Source organism: Spirulina sp. CCNP1310 (assembly GCF_034932185.1).
In the GTDB taxonomy this organism is placed as follows: domain Bacteria; phylum Cyanobacteriota; class Cyanobacteriia; order Cyanobacteriales; family Spirulinaceae; genus Spirulina.
In genome coordinates this window covers 1-17525 of record NZ_JAYGHW010000018.1, presented here as the reverse complement: position 1 = coordinate 17525, position 17525 = coordinate 1, and the positions used below count along the sequence as shown (strand labels likewise).

General features: G+C 48.2%; 16 protein-coding genes and 1 tRNA gene. 13 read left to right on the top strand and 4 right to left on the bottom strand.

What is annotated here, in order from left to right:
* Position 1 precedes the first annotated feature (1 nt).
* Positions 2–3703, top strand: coding sequence for a helicase-related protein (locus VB712_RS06470; protein WP_323253314.1), 3702 nt, complete (start codon positions 2–4; stop codon positions 3701–3703).
* 44 nt (positions 3704–3747) lie between these two features.
* The gene (locus VB712_RS06465; RefSeq protein ID WP_323253312.1) at positions 3748–4746 is read left to right on the top strand and encodes a glucokinase; all 999 of its coding nucleotides are present in this window, start codon (positions 3748–3750) and stop codon (positions 4744–4746) included.
* On the opposite strand, the gene VB712_RS06460 is transcribed toward VB712_RS06465, so the two are convergent.
* Positions 4743–5726 carry a nucleoside hydrolase gene (locus tag VB712_RS06460; RefSeq protein WP_323253310.1) on the bottom strand — a complete coding sequence of 328 codons (984 nt, stop codon included), beginning with the start codon at positions 5724–5726 and terminating at the stop codon, positions 4743–4745. The genes VB712_RS06465 and VB712_RS06460 overlap by 4 nt on opposite strands.
* Positions 5727–5935: 209 nt before the next feature.
* On the opposite strand from VB712_RS06460, the gene VB712_RS06455 reads away from it, so the two are divergent.
* The 3 genes from VB712_RS06455 (at position 5936) to smpB (ending at position 8938) form a co-directional block, all read left to right on the top strand.
* The gene (locus VB712_RS06455; RefSeq protein ID WP_323253308.1) at positions 5936–7156 is read left to right on the top strand and encodes a glycosyltransferase; all 1221 of its coding nucleotides are present in this window, start codon (positions 5936–5938) and stop codon (positions 7154–7156) included.
* A gap of 180 nt (positions 7157–7336) precedes the next feature.
* Complete coding sequence (locus VB712_RS06450) at positions 7337–8254, top strand: DNA adenine methylase (RefSeq protein ID WP_323253306.1); 918 nt, start codon at positions 7337–7339, stop codon at positions 8252–8254.
* A 213-nt stretch (positions 8255–8467) separates the two neighbouring features.
* Positions 8468–8938 (top strand): SsrA-binding protein SmpB, encoded by a 471-nt coding sequence (gene smpB, locus VB712_RS06445; protein WP_323253304.1) that lies wholly within the window; start codon positions 8468–8470, stop codon positions 8936–8938.
* Positions 8939–9031: 93 nt separating this feature from the next.
* Here smpB and pyrR read toward each other — a convergent pair whose 3' ends face one another.
* The gene (gene pyrR / locus VB712_RS06440; protein WP_323253302.1) at positions 9032–9568 is read right to left on the bottom strand and encodes a bifunctional pyr operon transcriptional regulator/uracil phosphoribosyltransferase PyrR; all 537 of its coding nucleotides are present in this window, start codon (positions 9566–9568) and stop codon (positions 9032–9034) included.
* Positions 9569–9673: 105 nt separating this feature from the next.
* Here pyrR and pdxH point away from each other — a divergent pair, with 105 nt between their 5' ends.
* Complete coding sequence (gene pdxH, locus VB712_RS06435; RefSeq protein WP_323253300.1) at positions 9674–10321, top strand: pyridoxamine 5'-phosphate oxidase; 648 nt, start codon at positions 9674–9676, stop codon at positions 10319–10321.
* Positions 10322–10447: 126 nt separating this feature from the next.
* Positions 10448–11056: a vWA domain-containing protein gene (locus tag VB712_RS06430; protein ID WP_416236277.1), complete on the top strand. Its 609-nt coding sequence runs from the start codon at positions 10448–10450 to the stop codon at positions 11054–11056.
* A gap of 138 nt (positions 11057–11194) precedes the next feature.
* Here the strand turns inward: VB712_RS06430 and VB712_RS06425 are convergent.
* Positions 11195–11265, bottom strand: a tRNA-Gly gene (locus VB712_RS06425).
* A gap of 277 nt (positions 11266–11542) precedes the next feature.
* Between VB712_RS06425 and VB712_RS06420 the strand changes: the two genes are divergently transcribed.
* The 5 genes from VB712_RS06420 to VB712_RS06400 all read left to right on the top strand — a co-directional run bounded on the left by VB712_RS06420 (position 11543) and on the right by VB712_RS06400 (position 15982).
* On the top strand, positions 11543–12364 hold the full coding sequence (locus tag VB712_RS06420) for a TIGR04255 family protein (RefSeq protein WP_323253296.1): 822 nt from the start codon (positions 11543–11545) through the stop codon (positions 12362–12364).
* A 4-nt stretch (positions 12365–12368) separates the two neighbouring features.
* Positions 12369–12974 (top strand): hypothetical protein, encoded by a 606-nt coding sequence (locus tag VB712_RS06415; RefSeq protein ID WP_323253294.1) that lies wholly within the window; start codon positions 12369–12371, stop codon positions 12972–12974.
* Positions 12967–13572 (top strand): hypothetical protein, encoded by a 606-nt coding sequence (locus VB712_RS06410; RefSeq protein WP_323253292.1) that lies wholly within the window; start codon positions 12967–12969, stop codon positions 13570–13572. The genes VB712_RS06415 and VB712_RS06410 overlap by 8 nt, the downstream gene beginning before the upstream one ends.
* Before the next feature lie 131 nt (positions 13573–13703).
* On the top strand, positions 13704–14609 hold the full coding sequence (locus tag VB712_RS06405) for an o-succinylbenzoate synthase (protein ID WP_323253290.1): 906 nt from the start codon (positions 13704–13706) through the stop codon (positions 14607–14609).
* The gene (locus VB712_RS06400; RefSeq protein ID WP_323253288.1) at positions 14594–15982 is read left to right on the top strand and encodes an AMP-binding protein; all 1389 of its coding nucleotides are present in this window, start codon (positions 14594–14596) and stop codon (positions 15980–15982) included. Before VB712_RS06405 ends, VB712_RS06400 begins: the two co-directional genes overlap by 16 nt.
* 31 nt (positions 15983–16013) lie before the next feature.
* Here the strand turns inward: VB712_RS06400 and VB712_RS06395 are convergent, their stop codons facing one another.
* Positions 16014–16730: a hypothetical protein gene (locus tag VB712_RS06395; protein WP_323253286.1), complete on the bottom strand. Its 717-nt coding sequence runs from the start codon at positions 16728–16730 to the stop codon at positions 16014–16016.
* Between the two features lie 163 nt (positions 16731–16893).
* Between VB712_RS06395 and VB712_RS06390 the strand changes: the two genes are divergently transcribed.
* Complete coding sequence (locus VB712_RS06390; protein WP_323253284.1) at positions 16894–17448, top strand: hypothetical protein; 555 nt, start codon at positions 16894–16896, stop codon at positions 17446–17448.
* The last annotated feature ends 77 nt before the right edge of the window (positions 17449–17525 follow it).

The following is a 17525-nucleotide window of genomic DNA, read 5'->3' as shown; positions in this document are numbered from 1 at the left end:
TATGAAATCAGAAATTTCCGCAGACTTGGGTCGTTTATTTGAAGTTGGCTTTAATGTTGGTTTGTTAACTGGTATTAAGCAGTCTAAGTTACAACAGTCCTATGGAAACTTGTATCAAAAAGACTTGCAACAACTTCGGTTTTCTAGCATGATTAAAACTCTGTTAAGGCAAGTCACCAGTTCCCAAGAAAAAGCGGTTTTAGAAAAATGGAGTCAATTTTTTCTGTTGCGTGGTTTTTTGGCTGGGTTGAATTTTTGGCGAGAATATCTAGAATTTGTTTTTCCTACAGGCAAATCAGAGGTAGAAGTTGTTTATTTACAGTGCTGTTTTAGAGGAGACAATAGTTTAGGTCAAAATACAGAGGAGGGAGAGACTTGGGAACGAGATGTCCTACAGCAATTTTCTGATCTATTATCAGTAGACTCTTTGATTTCACGATATAAAAAAACGGGAGGTTTTCTCAAGGCAGATACTTTGTTACTTTTGCGATCAAAAAAAGGAAGGCGGGTTAATTATCGCATGGTTTGTGTTGATTTATCAGCTTTTGTTGCTCAATTTTCTCCCCAGGGAGAGGATTTAGGTTTTGTTGAAATTATCAAGAATTTATTGTGGCGAGAAATTAATTATTTTCGCTCTAAAAGTGTGTTTTCTCAGTTGCGACTAGATACCAGTTGTTTAGATTATTCGTTATCAGATTCTTTGCGGAGTTACTTCAATGCATTTCAATCTTCAGATAAGGAGATGGTGAAGTTAATTCAGGCGGGGAGCTATGCTTACAGCTTTTATGAATTTCTCTGTGAGACCGAAATTATTAATCCAGAGGATCTGCGAATCTCAATGTTATTTAATATTATTGGATATACCAATCGTGGACTTTCCTCAGTTTGTGTGAATCCTAAACAGCAAGAAAGTCAAAAATTTTTAGCGACTTGCCAGACCATTTACCAACAACGGCAAAAAGATCGGGGCATGGAGCAATCTCGGCAAGATGTCTTGAATAAAATTAAACGTAGTGTGTCACGAAGTTTTGAGGGAGGGAAAGATTTTGTCAATAAACTTCTAAAAATTGCTCCTAATGCAAAAACTTGCGTAGAGCATCGGGAAATAATCACGGGATTTGCTAATTCTGTGGGGGTGGTGTCTTCTGAGTTGCGGGAAAAACTGGAATTGCCTGAGGGGATTAATTTACAAGATGCTCATCAGACGTTAGTGGTGCGATCGCTTTCACCAAATAATCCCCATTCTTTTCTTTTTTTAACTGGGAATCCGGGAATTGGCAAAACAACGGCGATCGCCAAATTTCTACAAGATCATGCTGAAGAGGGTTTTTTATTTCTCTATGCCAGTCCCCGTAAGCAGGTGAATCTCGATATCCTCGAGAAATTCAAAAATCCCCAAACTCAGCAACTTGTTCATGATGGGGTATTTACTCTCAACTCCTGTGCTAATCTCATTAAAAACAACTATAATCACTCCACTGTTCAATATCAGTCGAATACAAGCCAAGGACATTTTCAAGAAGCAGGTATTTATTTTCAAGATAGTCGTCTTGAGGACAATGGTAGAAACCGTCGTGTTCCCCTACAACGCATTGACCAAAATACGATTACGCCAGCAAAACAGGGGTCAGCAGGAGTGCTGCAAAGCGTTTGTAAAGCCATAGCATTGTTAGTTGATCGACAAGTTTCTCGTCAAATTGTTGCCACTGTTTCCATCCAATCTCTTAAAAAAACGGCAACGGGTGACACATTGACACATTTAAACGAAATTTTCAAGAGTGCTTACCGGGAAAATGAAAGAAAAGTTTTTCCAGATAAAATGCGTCAAATATCTCAAAAAATCAAACATCTAATTATTATGATTGATGAAATTACTGGAGATGATGGAGGAGTTGCTTTTTTACAAGGTATTGAAGATTTCATCAAAAAATATGGATTAACCGATCCTCAATATGGCTTTAACTGCAAGGTTATTGTTGCAGATGCATCTTTGGTGGATGCAACGGTGATCAATAAGCATTTAACAAAGACTAAATCAGAACCGGATAAAATCTACTTCAGACATTGCCAAAATGCTCCCGAATCTATTGTCTGGCAACCCTTTACGTTTAAACATTATCCCGCTATTTTGATTAACACCAATGCTTATCCGGCGAAAAGTTTAAGCCTTACCTATAAGGTTTTTGTTCAGTCCTATGGTTTTCATGAGTCTACTAACTTGCGAAAAAAGTATGAAAAGCAGCTAGAAGAAGAGGAAAGTGAGCAAATTTTTATGGATCTAAAAATTCTCTTGGTTGATCCTGAAGTTGAACAGGTTATTGTTTATATTCAAAATAAGCGAAAGCTAAAAATCTTGATTGATCGATTAACTCAAGTCTTGCCTCAATTTACAAAAAAACAAGATTACTTGGAGGTTCATGCTGATATTGCTGAACCAGAAAAACAGCAGATTGAGCAATATAAAAATCAAGTACGGGTGATTTTTATGACGGCTTCTGGTAGTCGGGGCTTATCTTTCCCGAAGGCAAGACATATTTTGGTAGAAATTCCTCGCTTTTTTATTGAAAAAAACTTGATGGAAATTATCCAAGTCATTTATCGAGGACGGGGAGATCGAACCATTGATCAGCAGGATAAGTTCTTGACTTTCTATGTAACGGAACGAGCAATTTATTATACTGAAGATGTACAGTCTTCATTGCACAAAAGTATTTTAAATTTATTTAATATTTTACTATTACTCAAGGCTGCAATTTTAACTCGCATTTATGGCGTGAGTCCGATTGGTAGTGATCAGTTTTTAATTATTCCCATTGGTGGAAAATCTATGAGTGGGGCGGGACAGACTTTTTCTAATCAATTGGCTAGCTTGAATGATAAATTGGCAAAGGAAATGAAAAAAAATCCTGGAGATGTTGTGCTTAAAGAGATTCTTGATAATCTCAAAAGTTTGTTGTCTAGTACTGATTTTAAACTGCATCATGATATCCCTAATTTATCTAATGATATTGCTCAAAATCGCCTCTCCTATCTTCAGTTAAATCAGGATTTTGCAGAGCAGTTTATTAAGCCTTTACAGGGTAAAACTTTAGATCACTTGCTGGAATTCAATTGCTTAGATCTAGGCTATTTAACTGGAAGCTTGTTGATTGTCCCTTTGGCCAAGAAAGTTGTTGAAGAGAATTATTTACTGCGCTTGCATAATATTTTAAGGTGTCAAGATGATCGTTTGCTAAAGTTAATGAAGGGTGTAAGTCACCGTGAGGAATATGGGGATGAGTTAAAAGAACAAATGGTTAATGCCGTTCAGTTAATTGAATCGGTGCGGGATTGTGAGCAATCTCAGCAATTTCAAGAACGGAGTCAACGCTTAGAACGGTATTATGCGATCCCGCTTTTTGTGTTTATTGTGGGCGATATTTTGGAGCAATATTTTCAGGAAAAGGCAGAAACTTCTGAGGAAGGGTCTTTTCGGGAAATTTTAGCTGAATACGTTCGGTCGATTTATCCGGTTGATTCTAGTATTTTACCGATTGGCTACCAATATCAAAAATTCCCTTTTGTTGTGTTTGATAGTTACAGCTTGGAGGAAATCCGTCAACAGGCTTTTGTGGAGCAATATTTACTCAATTCTCCGACGTTAAATATTTTAAGCTTGATTTTGTCGAAATCTGGTGATATTTCTGGGTTAGAAGAGCGGTAAAGTGGATTGAAGATGTTCAAAACATTCTGAGTGAGGCGATCGCCATGACTTTATTAATTGCCGGCGATATCGGCGGCACGAATACCCGGCTGCAATTGTTTCACACCACTGCCCAAGGGGTAGAGCCGGAATCTTCCCCCCAAAGTTACCCGAGCCAAGATTATCCCGACCTTGTGCCGATTGTGGCGGAATTTTGCCAAGGGCTGAAGCAAAAACCTCAGCGGGCCTGTTTTGCGATTGCGGGGCCGGTGGCTAATAATTGTTGTACGCTGACGAATCTCCATTGGCAATTGGGGGGCGATCGCCTCGCCCAAGCCCTGGGTTTAGCAAGCGTGACGCTGATTAATGATTTTGTCGGGATTGGTTATGGTGTGGTGGGGTTGAAGCCGCAAGATTTACATTGTTTGCAGGCGGGGCGGCCTGATCCGATGGGGGCGATCGCTGTTTTGGGGGCGGGGACGGGTTTGGGGGAGGCGGTGGTGATTCCCCAAGGCAATGGTCAATATCGCGTTTTTCCCACGGAAGGCGGCCATACGGATTTTGCCCCCCGTAATCCCACAGAAACCGCTTTATTGGACTATTTCAAAACCGAGAAGCAGTTAAAACGGGTGTCGGTGGAGCGGGTGGTTTCGGGGATGGGGATTGTGGATATTTATCACTGTTTGCGCGATCGCCTCGCGATCCCGGAATCCCCCGCCTTGGCCGCCCAATGGCAAAACCCTAATCTTGATTTCGCTGCCCTGATTGCGCAACTGGCTTTTAGCACTAATGATCGCCTTTGCCGGGCCACGATGGATTGTTTTATCTCGGCCTACGGTGCAGAAGCGGGGAATTTGGCCCTTAAGCTTTTACCCTATGGCGGGCTATTTATTGCCGGTGGCATTGCCCCCAAAATTCTGCCTTTGATGGAGCAGGGGGAATTCATGGCCGCCTATCGGGATAAGGGCCGGGTGAGTGCCGTGCTGGATTCTGTGCCGATTCAGGTGGTGTTGAGTGGGGATGTGGGGCTGGTGGGGGCGGCGCTCTGTGCCGCTCAGGGTTAGTTGTGGTGAACTCCCTGGATCAGGCTCGTTAGGTCTTGAACGAGGCAGGCCATGAGGTTATGGCCATCTACTTCTGTGGCAACCCAGGCATTAAATCCCGATTTCACACCATGGCGATTGTCCAGCAGCGTTTGGCCGGTGGTAAATTTCCCCTGGGTTTCAATCATCACTTGACCCCGTTTAAAGGTGAGCAGTTCGGGGTAAAAGAGATAGGCGATCGCCACCGCATCATGAATTAAAAACCCGCGTTTTCCCTTAGTTTCCCGATGTTCTAGGGAGGTTCTCGTTAGAAAATCCACCAATTTCGCCATGAATTCCACCAGTTTACTCTCTGGGTAATCGGTTACGAGATCGGCAATCATTTCTGAGGTAAAGACTAACTCACGGGTGACATCCAAGGGCAGCATCACCATATCGCTACGGCTGGCAAATACCTGTTGTGCGGCTTTGACATTAAAGGCAATATTAAATTCTGCAACAGGTGTCACATTCCCCGGCACATTAAACGCCCCCCCCATAATCACAATTTCCTTAGCTTTTTTGAGGATGCCGGGGGCTTGGTTTTCGGCGATCGCCAAGTTCGTCAGGGGAGCAATCCCCACAATCGTCACCTCACCGGGATAGCGATTGAGCAAATCAATAATCAATTTTTCCGAAGGGGGAGAATCGGAAAACCGTCGCCGTCCAGGGGGGAGGGTTTGGGAAAGGTTGCCCATACCATCGGAGCCGTGGATATGGCTAGCGTGGCTAAATAGTTGTTCCGGTAGCGCCACACCCCGACCGACCACAATATCATCCACCTCACTGAGGCGCAAAATTTGGCAAGCGGCGTTAAACGTGTTGCGAGCGGGAACATTCCCCGCCGCTGTCGTAATCGCCAGCAAATCAATATTTTTATGTTTGAGAAAACTCAACAACCAGAGAATTGAAAAAATATCATCGCCACCGGGATCAGTATCTAAAATTAATTTCCGTACCATCGGCTTATGAGTGGGAAGTGAGAAGTAGGAAGTTTACTCAAAATTGTCGGGGGTCTGTAGGGGCGAAAAACCTTTCGCCCTCCCCAGGAAAATCTTTCGACCTCCTCAGGGAAAACCTTTCGCCCCTTCTCATCCTACAGCGATCAGGATTGTTCTCCATCGCTAAAACCTTGCTAGGATAAGGGCTGCTGCCTTGAGGACAAACGACGGTGAAGGTTTTACATCTGAATCAATCGGATCAAGGGGGAGGCGCAGGAATTACCGCCTATCGCCTCCACCGTGCTCTCCAGTCTCAGGGGCTAGAATCTCATCTGTTGGTGGGTAAGGTGGTGGCCCCGGAAAGGGATGTGACGGTATTCCCCCGTTGGCCCCAGATTGAAAGCCATCTCTCACGGCTGAATCGCAATACGATCAGTCTCAACTATGTCGAACTCCTCAGTAGTTTTGCCCTGCCCCGCCATCCCCGCTACCAATGGGCGGATGTGCTGAATTTTCACAACCTCCACACGGGCTATTTTAATTACTTGGCCCTACCGGAAATTACCCGCCATAAACCGGCGGTGTGGACGCTCCATGATATGTGGGGGTTAACGGGCCATTGTGCCTATAGCTATGATTGCGATCGCTGGTTGCGGGGTTGTGGTCGTTGCCCCTATCCCCAGGAATATCCCCCCATTCGTTTTGATAGTTCAGCCTGGGAATGGCGCTTAAAACAGTGGGTTTATGGGCGATCGCACCTCACCATTGTGGCCCATAGTCAATGGTTGGTGGATTTAGCAAAACAAAGCCTATTGGGAAGGTTCCCGGTGCAGATGATCCGGGCCGGTCTTGATTTGAATCAGTTCCAAGCCCATGATCCGGCTACCTGTCGGCGGTTGTTGGGGTTGCCGGTGGAGGGGCGGGTTTTGCTGTTTGGCGTGGATAGTTTGGTGGAGCGGCGCAAGGGGGGGGATTTTATTGTGCCGCTGTTGGAGCGGTTGCCGCGATCGCTCACCCAAGATTTGACCCTGGTGATGTTTGGCAGCCAGGGGTCACGGTTGGCGGAAAAGGTGGATATTCCGGTGGTGAATTTGGGTTATCTATTTAGTGATGCGATGAAGGCGATCGCCTATGCCGCTGCCGATTTAGTCCTATTCCCCACCAGGGCAGATAATGCGCCGTTGGTGATCCAGGAAAGTTTGGCCTGTGGTACGCCCGTGATCTCTTTTCGGGTGGGGGGCGTGCCGGAGTTCATTGAGTCGGGGGTGACGGGCTATCTAGCGGAGCCAGAAAATGGCGAGGATCTAGCTTGGGGAGTACAGTCTTGGCTCGAAAAAACCGATCTTGCATCCCATCGCCTCAAATGTCGTCAGGTGGCAGAAACAGAATATTCCCTCACCGCCCAAGCCCAACAATACCAACGCCTCTACACCCAATTAATCGACCATTAACCCCTAACCTTGTAACCTTGTGACTTGGCTCTGCCGAGTCACGCTCCCCGGAGGCTCTGCCTCCACCAGGCGGCAGAGCCGCCTCAATTCCATGCCATGGCAGAGCCATGGCACGAGTTCTTCCCACTTCCCACTTCCCACTTCCCACTTCCCACTTCCCACTTCCCACTTCCCACTCCCATGGCTAAACCTTTTCTCAAATGGGCCGGCGGTAAACGTCAACTCCTGCCCATCCTTCAGCAATACCTACCGCCCCAACTGGCCAGGGGAGAGATTGAGCATTATTTTGAACCCTTTGTGGGGGGAGGGGCGGTGTTGTGGGCGATCGCCTGCCAATTTCCCCAAGTACAGCGGACGATTTTCGATCTCAATCCTGAATTGATCATGGCCTATACCACGATTCAACGGGATGTTGAGGCTCTGATCGAGCAATTAGCCATCTTACAAACCCATTATTTCACCCTCACTCCCCCCCAACAATCTCAGTATTACTATCAAATCCGCGCCCAATTTAACGAGCAACGGCAAACTTTTGATTTTCGTTGTTACGATTCCCCCTGGATTGAGCGCACGGCGATGCTGATTTTCCTCAATCGCACCTGTTTTAATGGTCTGTTTCGGGTTAATTCCCAAGGGGATTTTAATGTTCCCGTGGGGCGGTATAAAAACCCGAAAATCTGCGATCGCCCCAATCTCACGCAAGTCTCCCAAATCCTCCAAGGGACTCAAATCAATCAAGGGGATTTCACCCAGATCGAAACCAGGATCAAACCCAAGAGCTTTGTTTATTTCGATCCCCCCTATCGTCCGTTGAATAGGACTGCCTCCTTTAATGCCTATGCCTCCCAAGGGTTTGATGAGGGGGATCAAATTCGGTTAAAGGAATTGTGCGATCGCCTCCATCACCAAGGAATTTTGTTCATGGTCAGCAATTCCGACCCCCACAACATTGATCCCCAGGACAATTTTTTTGATCATCTCTATGGGGATTATCAGATCATCCGTATCCCAGCAACGCGGATGATCAACAGCAGAGCACAGAAGCGCGGCCCCATCCACGAACTGCTGATCTTTAACTATGATCCACCTTCTCGTTAATCTGCTTGGGGGCGAAAGATTTTTTGCCCCTACATCAACTTTGCTGCCTGTGGCTGGAGGCAGAGCCTCCATGAGGGCATTACTGGGCAGAGCCAAGTAACGAGAGAAGGGGAATCTCGTGCCACGGCTCGGCCGTGGCATGGCTCTAGGGCGGCTCTGCCGCCTGTGGCATGGAATTGCGATAGAATGAAGGACTGAAGAAACGTAATCACTATGGCCAAATCCCCCTCTGAAGGCATTAAAATCATTAGCGACAACCGCAAAGCGCGGTTTTTGTATGAAATCCTCGACACCTACGAAGCCGGGATTGAACTGGTGGGGACTGAGGTGAAATCGATCCGGGCGGGGCGGGTGAATCTCCGGGATGGCTACGGCCTGATGCGCAATGGTGAAGCTTGGTTGCTCAACGTCCATATTTCCCCCTACGAAGCCAGCGGCGATTATTTCAACCATGATCCCCGCCGTACCCGCAAGCTGCTGCTGAAAAAGCAAGAAATTAATAAACTGATCGGCAAACTTGAACAGGAAGGCCTCACCCTCGTTCCCCTGAAGCTCTATTTCAAACGGGGCTGGGTGAAGGTGGCCCTCGGTTTAGGGAAGGGCAAAAAGCTCCACGACAAGCGGGAAACGGTCAAAAAACGCGAAGACGAGCGGGAAATTCGCCGCACCATGAAACAGTTTTAAAGGCCCTGTAGGGGCGTTGGCGTAAGCGAAAAATTTCGGAGGGCGAAAAATTTCGGAGGGCGAAAAATTTTTCGCCCCTACACAATGGGGGCGTTATTTCGCTCGGATCAATTCCACGCCATCGCGGCCATCCTCGCTGTGGATATAGAAACGCACCTGCTCCTCTGAAGCGGTGGGGAGGTTGCGGCCGACAAAATCGGGGTGGATGGGCAATTGGCGATGGCCCCGATCCACCAAAACCGCCAAGTAAATCACCTCTGGCCGGCCAAATTCTCCTACAGCATTCAACGCCGCCCGGATCGTCCGCCCCTTATAGATCACATCATCCACCAAGACGACGATTTTCCCCGTCAGGTCACAGGGCATCGCACTTTTGGCCGGGGTTCGCATCCCCACCTGTTTAAGGTCATCGCGATAAAACGTAATATCCAACTGCCCCACCGTCACCACCTGCTGCTCCAGGCTGAAAATCTGGGCTGCTAATGCCTCAGCGAGGGGTACGCCTCGGGTATGGATGCCCACAAGCACAACTCTGGAGAGATCCCCCACTTTTTCGATGATTTCCGAGGCTAAACGGGTGAGGGTGCGGCGGATTTCGTCGGGGGAGAGGATTTGGATGGTGGTGGTCATGGTTGAGGAAGGGGTGAGGGATTGGGTTGTATTGTACCGAGGGGTTGGGTTGACAGGGGGCGATCGTGGGAAAATAGGGCGGTGTCTCATTTCCTGTAGTTGATCATGACGAATTATTCAGCGGCCGATCTGCGCCTCAACTATACTCGCGGTGGTTTACTGGAAAGTGAAGCCGATCGCCATCCCATGAAGTTGTTTGAAACTTGGTTTAAGCAGGCCATTGAGGCGGAATTGCCGGAACCCAATGGGATGACGCTGGCGACGGTGGGTTTGGATGGTCGGCCGGCGGCGCGGATTGTGCTGCTCAAGGGGTTGGGGCCGGAGGGTTTGGTGTTTTATACCAATTATGAAAGCCGTAAGGGTGAGGAGTTGGCGGCTCATCCTTGGGGGGCGTTGGTGTTTTGGTGGCCGGAGTTGGAGCGACAGGTGCGCATTGAGGGGGCGGTGGAGCGGATCAGTACCGCGCAGTCGGATCAATATTTTTATAGTCGCCCTTTGGGTTCGCGGTTGGGGGCTTGGGCTTCGGAGCAGAGCCGGGTGATTGGCGATCGCACCATTCTCGAAGATCGTCTCGCGGCGTTTCAGGCCCAATATGCCGATGGTCAGATTCCCCGGCCCGCCCATTGGGGGGGGTTCCGTCTCATCCCGGATGTGATGGAATTTTGGCAGGGGCGGCCCAGTCGTCTCCATGACCGGCTACGCTATCGGCTTACAGAGATGGGGGTTTGGGAGTGCGATCGCCTCGCCCCTTAGGTCAGGAAAAAGGTGATCAAAACCTAGAGTTTTGCGCCTGTCCCGTCCGCAATTCGATACCCTAAGAGCAATCCTAATTTTTTCCACCCATCCGAGGAGGTTGATTTGACCGTGGCGAATAACTCAATTGTTGAACAGCGGGACTACACCCTGATCATCGATAAAAGCGGCAGTATGTCCACACAGGATCAACCGGGGGGTAAGAGTCGGTGGCAGGCGGTGCAAGACTCGACCCTAGCGTTGGCGAAAAAGTGCGAAGAACTGGATCCCGATGGGATCACGGTTTATCTCTTTTCTGGACGGTTCAAGCGTTATGACCATGTGACATCGGATAAGGTGATGCAGGTGTTTGCGGAGCATGACCCGATGGGCAAGACGGATCTGGCGACGGTGCTCTATGATGCGCTGACGAATTATTTTGATCGTAAGGAGATGGGTCAAACCCAGCCCAATGGGGAAACGATTATTGTGATTACGGATGGGGAGCCGGACGATCGCAAGTCGGTGATGCGGTTGATTATTGAGGCTTCTCGGAAGATTGATCGGGATGAGGAGTTAGGGATTTCGCTGATCCAGGTGGGGCGCGATAAGTTAGCGACGCAGTTCCTGGAGGCTCTGGATGATCAACTGGAGGCGGCGGGGGCGAAGTTCGATATTGTCAACACGGTGAAGATTACGGATGTGGAGGAGGGGATGTCTCTTTCTGATGTGTTGTTGAATGCGGTGATTGCGTAGGGTTTGCCCCTAAGCCTGTTCCTTCAACATAAATCCCTCTCCCAGAGGAGGGAGAGGGGCTTTTAATGGTGTTGTGCGTGTTAAGGGTTCCTAAAAGCCAAAACTAAGCTAAAATCCTTTACTGGTAAGGCTTTAAAAAGCGGGTGGGGGGAATCGAACCCCCATCATCAGCTTGGAAGGCTGAGGTTTTACCACTAAACTACACCCGCAGTTCTGACAATGCTTAGTCATTATAGCCCATCTGACCCAAAAAATCATACGTAAAGATCAAAATGGGGGCAACAAAATTTATGTAAATACTTATGTACCAAAAAAACCACCACCGACCACCTGAGCCTTGTAGCTTACTGCTGAGTCTTCAGAAATATCGATTTCCTGAAGGTTACAGTTTTTTCACTCATCTGATCAATTTCCTCACTAGTGAGTTAGTCTGTATAGTAGGGTATTAGTCATACCTTACTGAACAGAGCAAGTAGGATAGTTAATGTGACAGTTGGAGTGAGTTCTCAAAAACTACCATCTTATGGGCAACCACCGGTTACGGAAGTAGCATGTAGTGTGCTGTTCCCGTCGATCGACGGACTGCTTTCTCCCCACATTGGACTGTTGTGGCAAAGATTTCAGCCCGAATATCCATTTTGTGATGATGTTGTTCCAATTACACCAAGGGTCGAAATTTTTAGTGACCATAACGTAGATCCGGAATTAATGCTAACTAATGTCCCACCATTGCCGCGAGTATGGTTTATAAGCCAGGATGGAACAAGGATTATCCAGGTTCAGCGAGATCGATTTGTCCACAATTGGAGAAAAGTTGAGGCAGATAGCGAATATCCAAGATATAGCAGCATTATTAAATCTTTTCAGGATTACTTAGTGCAATTTAATGATTTTTTGATTGAAGCTGAACTAGGAATAGTGGAACCAATTCAATATGAACTAACTTATGTAAATAAAATTCCACAAGGAGAAGCTTGGATTACCCTTGAAGATATTGGCAAAGTTTTTCCTGATATTAGCTGGAAAACAAGCTCTTCAAGATTTCTTACTTATCCTCAAGGTATTAGCTGGTCTACCATTTTTGAATTGCCTGAGGCAGTTGGTAGACTGCATACTTCAGTTAAATCCGTCATTTTCAATGGCAGGGCAGATATTTTGTTTGAACTCACTGTGCGAGGTATTAAAAATCATGAGTCACCAGAAATCTTAAAAAATTGGTTTGACACAGCACATTATTGGATTGTTTGTGCGTTTTCTGATTTGACAGGTGAGGACACTCAAACAGGAATTTGGAAGCGGAGGAAGTAAAACCATGGCTGCAATTTTATCACAATACGAAGTATTTGAACAAGAGCAAGAAAAGTATGCTAGCGTTGCAACGACTTTAAACAATCGAACCGCACAAAAATTTTCTAATCGTCCTATTGCAATAGTGCGCTCAGTAGGTTCGATCGCACAAACTTCAGCTAAAAATGTTGATACTGGTGTTGAAAGCTATTACCTTTTGCCACGTCCTATAAATTTTTCAAGTGTATCTTTACCACCTCAACCATACGAAATTAGAACTATTGAGGATCAGTCTTACGAATTGAGACTCGATGATATAGCTGTACATGAGTTAACTCGATCCATTACGAGAAGAGATGTTGACGTTGTTCAATCATTATCAAACCTGAAGCGTAAAAAATTCCTGCCATCTGCAAATTCTTTAGTTACAAGTCTTCCACATTCACAGTGCTTTAAAACCAGTACTGATTGGGAATTGGAAGAAGACGAGCCATTTTGGAGGGGTGTTTTTGCTTTGCCATCTAGTGCTGAAGTTCTTTTTTCAGAAAGAATTGAGGTCGAAGTAGATAAGCTTCCGTCTTGGGAGCCTCATATTGTAATTGATAACTATCGCCTAGAAGAAGATGAATGATTTTGCAAGTGAAGAAATTGATCATTGGTATGAGGCAGTAGATGCAGATGTTTGCCTAACCCAGGGAGATATTATTCTTGATTGTCCTATTCTCCGATGGGCTTCAAAAGTAGTTGAGATTAAAAATAGTCAAGAGCAAGTAATCTTGCCATCTTTGATCGAAGCTGCTCAAGCTGATGTCATTGTAATGACTCAGGCTTGCGATCTTGAGCAAGGCAAGGTCGCAAATGTAATTGTTTGTCCACATATATCTCTAGAAAAATATAAAGAATTTTGGGAAAAGGTTGGAGAAAAAAAAGAAGGGAAAAAGCCTAATGCAAAACAATGGACGAGAACTTGTAGAGATCTTAGTAATGGCTATATGTGGAATCTTGCAATGCTTAATCAAGGAAAGGTTAAGGAATTAAGCTTAACTCATCGTGTAGTTGATTTTCATGATGTATTTACTTTACCACGTACTTTTCTTGAGTCTCTGTTACAAGGTAGAGGGCAGCCCAGACTTCGCTTACGTCCTCCCTACCGGGAGCATTTATCCCAAGCTTTCGCTAGATTTTTTATGCGTGTTGGTCTCCCCACAGGAATAACAAAGATTTGGTAATTTATAAATCTTAATTCCATTGTAGATTATGGCTATCAAACAGCGTTAAAGGGAGGCGATAAATGCTAGTAGAGCCGCTAAAAATTGAGAAATAAGGTAAACTTGTGCTCCCAAAAGCATGACTGTCTCTGATGCTCCATTGGCAATATCAACCCTACACCATCCCCTTTCGTTTTCCCCTCCATACCGCCCATGGCCGTTGGACAGTGCGGGAAGGCGCGATCGCCACCCTTTGGGATGATTCCGGGCAGCGAGGCCAGGGGGAAATTGCCCCCGTGCCTTGGTTTGGTTCAGAAACCTTGGGAGAGGCGATCGCCCTCCTCCAAACCCTCCCCCCCCAATTAACCCCAGAGGCGATCGCCGCCATCCCCGACCGTTATCCCGCCACCCAATTCGCCCTCGAATCCGCTTGGCTCGCCTTGCAAACCCATCCCCCAGAAATCGCCCTCCAACCAGAACAGATCGCCCACCTCCTCCCCACCGGCCCCGCCGCCCTCACCACCCCCATCCCCCCCCAAACCCAAACCGTCAAATGGAAAATTGGCCTGACAGCGGTGACAGAAGAAATTCGCTGGTTTCGGCAACTTTGCACCCAATTGCCCCCAGGGGTACAGATTCGCCTCGATGCCAATGGCAGTTTAACCCCCGATGGTTTAGCCCGTTGGTTGGAGGCAGCCCAAACTACAGGACGGGTGGAACTGATTGAGCAGCCCTTGAAGCCCGATTGTATTGAAGATTTATTAACCTGGCAGGCGCGATCGCCCCTCCCCCTAGCCCTCGATGAATCCGTTGCCCAAATTGCCCAACTGGAACAATGGCAAGCCTGGGGTTGGCGGGGGGTCTATGTAGTGAAAGGGGCGATCGCCGGATTCCCCTCCCGCTTGCGCCAAATCTGCCAAGGCCAAAACCTTGATATTATTTACTCTTCAGTCTTTGAAACCGCCGTGGGTCGTCAAAATGGCCTGCAATTGGCTCAGGATATCCACAACGGCGATCGCGCTTTAGGATTTGGCACAGTGGGATGGTTAGCAGATTAGGGGCAATCTTGCAGGATCGACGGGATCAACCTTGGCTACAGGGGGCAGATCAATCGCTGTTTTATGCCGAATTTCACCAAGCCTGTGATCAATTGACCCGTTGGCAGATTAAACCCCGCCTCTGTTTAGCTGAACCCGATCCCCGCCGCTTCCTCGCCCAATTTTGCGCCGCCGTCGTCACCGAAACCCCCGTTTTCCTCTGCAATCCCCGCTGGCAAGCCCAAGAATGGCAAACCGTCCACACCACAGTACAACCCGAACTGATCTGGCCCCCATCACCCTCAGAACCCCCCTTTTTAAGGGGGGCAGGGGGGATCCCACTTCGTTGTGAGGCTCTCGATCCCCCCGGCTACGCCGACCCCCTTCATAAGGGGGTTAATTCCTCAGAACCCCCCTTTTCAAGGGGGGCAGGGGGGATCCACATCCCCACGGGCGGCTCCTCCGGGCAAATCCGCTTCACGATTCACACATGGGAAACCCTCACCGCCGCCGTTGATGGCCTTTACACCTATTTCGATCGCACCCCCCTATCGGCCTACTGTATTTTGCCCCTCTACCATGTCAGCGGCTTAATGCAAGCAGTGCGATCGCTCCTCACGGGCGGCCAACTCTGGCTGAGTAACTCCAAAACCTGCACCTCAGGGGATTGGCAAACGACGTTTATCTCCCTCGTTCCCACCCAATTACAGCGTTTCCTAACCGCAGAACAAGCCCCTTGGCTACAGCAATTCCGAGCCATCTTCCTCGGTGGCGCACCCGCTTGGCCCGACCTCCTCACCCGCGCCCGCGCCCTAGAATTGCCCCTTGCCCCCACCTACGGCATGACCGAAACCGCCGCCCAAATCGCCACACTCAAACCTGCCGATTTTCTGGCCGGTATCGAAGGCTGTGGCCCTCTTCTGCCCCATGCCCGCGTCACCCTTACCCCCGATGGCCGCCTCCAAATTCAAGCCCGCTCCCTTTGCCTCGGCTATTACCCAAACCCTTGGCCAGAGCCGATCTTGATTACCGATGATTTAGGCCGATTCAGCCCAGGGGGTTCTTTGCTGATTCAAGGCCGCCAAAGTCGGCAGATCATCACGGGGGGGGAAAATGTTGCCCCAGAGGAAATCGAGGCCGCGATCCTCGCAACGGGGAAGGTGAGGGATGTGACGGTGGTGGGGATTGCGGATGAGATGTGGGGAGAGGCGATCGCCGCCCTCTATGCCCCCCAATTATCCCCCGAAGATTTAGCCGCACTGCAAGCCCAATTACGCCAAGAACTCGCCCCTCATAAACAGCCCAAACAATGGCAGGGTATGGCGAAACTCCCCCGCAATGCGCAGGGGAAATTAGATTATCGAGCCTTGGGGCGGATGTGGCACAGCCATTAACCCATTATTGCCCTTGGCATCCCCCAAACCCTTATTCTGCATCACCATCAAGACCCAAATCCAGATCAACCTTTGTCCGCTTCGTCTTCTGCACCGATTCAGCAAGCTGAGGTTTAGCCACAGGCTCCGGGGCGATCGGTTCATCCCTAACCGGGGGGGCAGCTTGGATCTCCGGCAGAGAGGCGGCAGGCAATTCTGAGCCTTTTAACTTCAAAGCCAATTCAAAAAACGATTCCGCCATATCTTCCCGCGTCACCTTCGCAGAAGAGAGCGTCATAATCCGCTTTTCCAATTCCTCAAACACCTCTGTACGGAGGGCGATCAGATCCGCCTGCTGTTTCCGATGGCTAGAGAGCAAATCATCTCGTACCGAACTGACCTGCTTATCTAAAGCCTCATCCAAATTTGAAATATTGCTAGCGAGGCGTTTGCCCAAACGATCCAATTGTTGGCGGAGTTCGGTGTTTTCATCATTTTCGGCGGCCTTGTTGGCCTTGATGTCATCCCGCAATGCCCGCAGCGCCAATTGAAATTCCTTGAGAATCTGCTTGGTATCGTCAGAACGCTTGTTCAACTCATCCCGCACTTCCTTGATGCTGGCAACGGTTTCCCCCCGTAATGCCTTATGGGCATTCTCTAGAGTTTGCAGACGATTGCTATACTCCTTGAGTTGAGGGCCAAAGAGGATATCACGAATCAGTTCAATATTCTCGATCCGTCGGGTGGGGTCTAGTTTATCAAGGTTCATGGAAGTCGTCAGTAAATTTGGGGATGGTTTCAGATTAATTTACCCTGATTTTATTGATTCTACCGTTTTACGGGAAACCGATTGATCTTCGTTGGTTTTCGGTGATCGGGGGGAATTTTACCGTTATGATCAAAATTGATCTGTTGTTGCCCATAAATATGCTGTGATCCCCAAAAAGGCCCGACAACGCCACCCAGATGATCCCGTTGTTGCCACATTTATGCTGCCCTATGCCCAGTGGCAAGCCTTTAAAACCATTGTCGAGAGCCAGGGTGAAACGGTTTCAGCGACATTACTCGCCTTTATTGAGGGCTATCTTGCCGCCATGCAGTCCCCCCAAGGGGCGGCGGCGGTGATTGATGCCCGTATTGATGACCTGTTGGCGCGAAAGTTAGAGCCTTGGCAGGAGGAGGCGATCGCCCACTATCAACGCCTTGCCCAGATCGAAACCCAAATGGCTCAGGTGGAAATTCATGTGGAAACCCTCAAACGCCGCAGTGAAGCCCGCCTCATTGATATCGAAGTCGAACCCGTAGAAACGACCCATCACCACACCACACCCCTCAGCGAGATCGAACTCTGCCGCCAATTCGGAATCAATCCCTACAGTCTCGGCCACAATGCCGATCTCCGTCGTCTCTCAATCCCGGAATATCTCCATGAACTCACCGGCTGGTATTACCACGCTGGCCATTACCATCCCCCCGAAGGATTCTAAAGAAAATCAATCACATCCCCCTCAAAGGCTTTGGCCAATTGTTGGGCCAGTTTCTCCAATTCTGAAGCAGCCAAGGA

What these genes read in the sequence shown, in the direction of transcription:
- VB712_RS06470 (WP_323253314.1), top strand. Translation starts at nt 2, where the DNA reads ATGAAATCAGAAATTTCCGCAGACTTGGGTCGTTTATTTGAAGTTGGC.
- VB712_RS06465 (WP_323253312.1), top strand. Translation starts at nt 3,748, where the DNA reads ATGACTTTATTAATTGCCGGCGATATCGGCGGCACGAATACCCGGCTG.
- VB712_RS06460 (WP_323253310.1), bottom strand. Translation starts at nt 5,726, where the DNA reads ATGGTACGGAAATTAATTTTAGATACTGATCCCGGTGGCGATGATATT.
- VB712_RS06450 (WP_323253306.1), top strand. Translation starts at nt 7,337, where the DNA reads ATGGCTAAACCTTTTCTCAAATGGGCCGGCGGTAAACGTCAACTCCTG.
- smpB (WP_323253304.1), top strand. Translation starts at nt 8,468, where the DNA reads ATGGCCAAATCCCCCTCTGAAGGCATTAAAATCATTAGCGACAACCGC.
- pyrR (WP_323253302.1), bottom strand. Translation starts at nt 9,568, where the DNA reads ATGACCACCACCATCCAAATCCTCTCCCCCGACGAAATCCGCCGCACC.
- pdxH (WP_323253300.1), top strand. Translation starts at nt 9,674, where the DNA reads ATGACGAATTATTCAGCGGCCGATCTGCGCCTCAACTATACTCGCGGT.
- VB712_RS06415 (WP_323253294.1), top strand. Translation starts at nt 12,369, where the DNA reads ATGGCTGCAATTTTATCACAATACGAAGTATTTGAACAAGAGCAAGAA.
- VB712_RS06410 (WP_323253292.1), top strand. Translation starts at nt 12,967, where the DNA reads ATGAATGATTTTGCAAGTGAAGAAATTGATCATTGGTATGAGGCAGTA.
- VB712_RS06405 (WP_323253290.1), top strand. Translation starts at nt 13,704, where the DNA reads ATGCTCCATTGGCAATATCAACCCTACACCATCCCCTTTCGTTTTCCC.
- VB712_RS06400 (WP_323253288.1), top strand. Translation starts at nt 14,594, where the DNA reads ATGGTTAGCAGATTAGGGGCAATCTTGCAGGATCGACGGGATCAACCT.
- VB712_RS06395 (WP_323253286.1), bottom strand. Translation starts at nt 16,730, where the DNA reads ATGAACCTTGATAAACTAGACCCCACCCGACGGATCGAGAATATTGAA.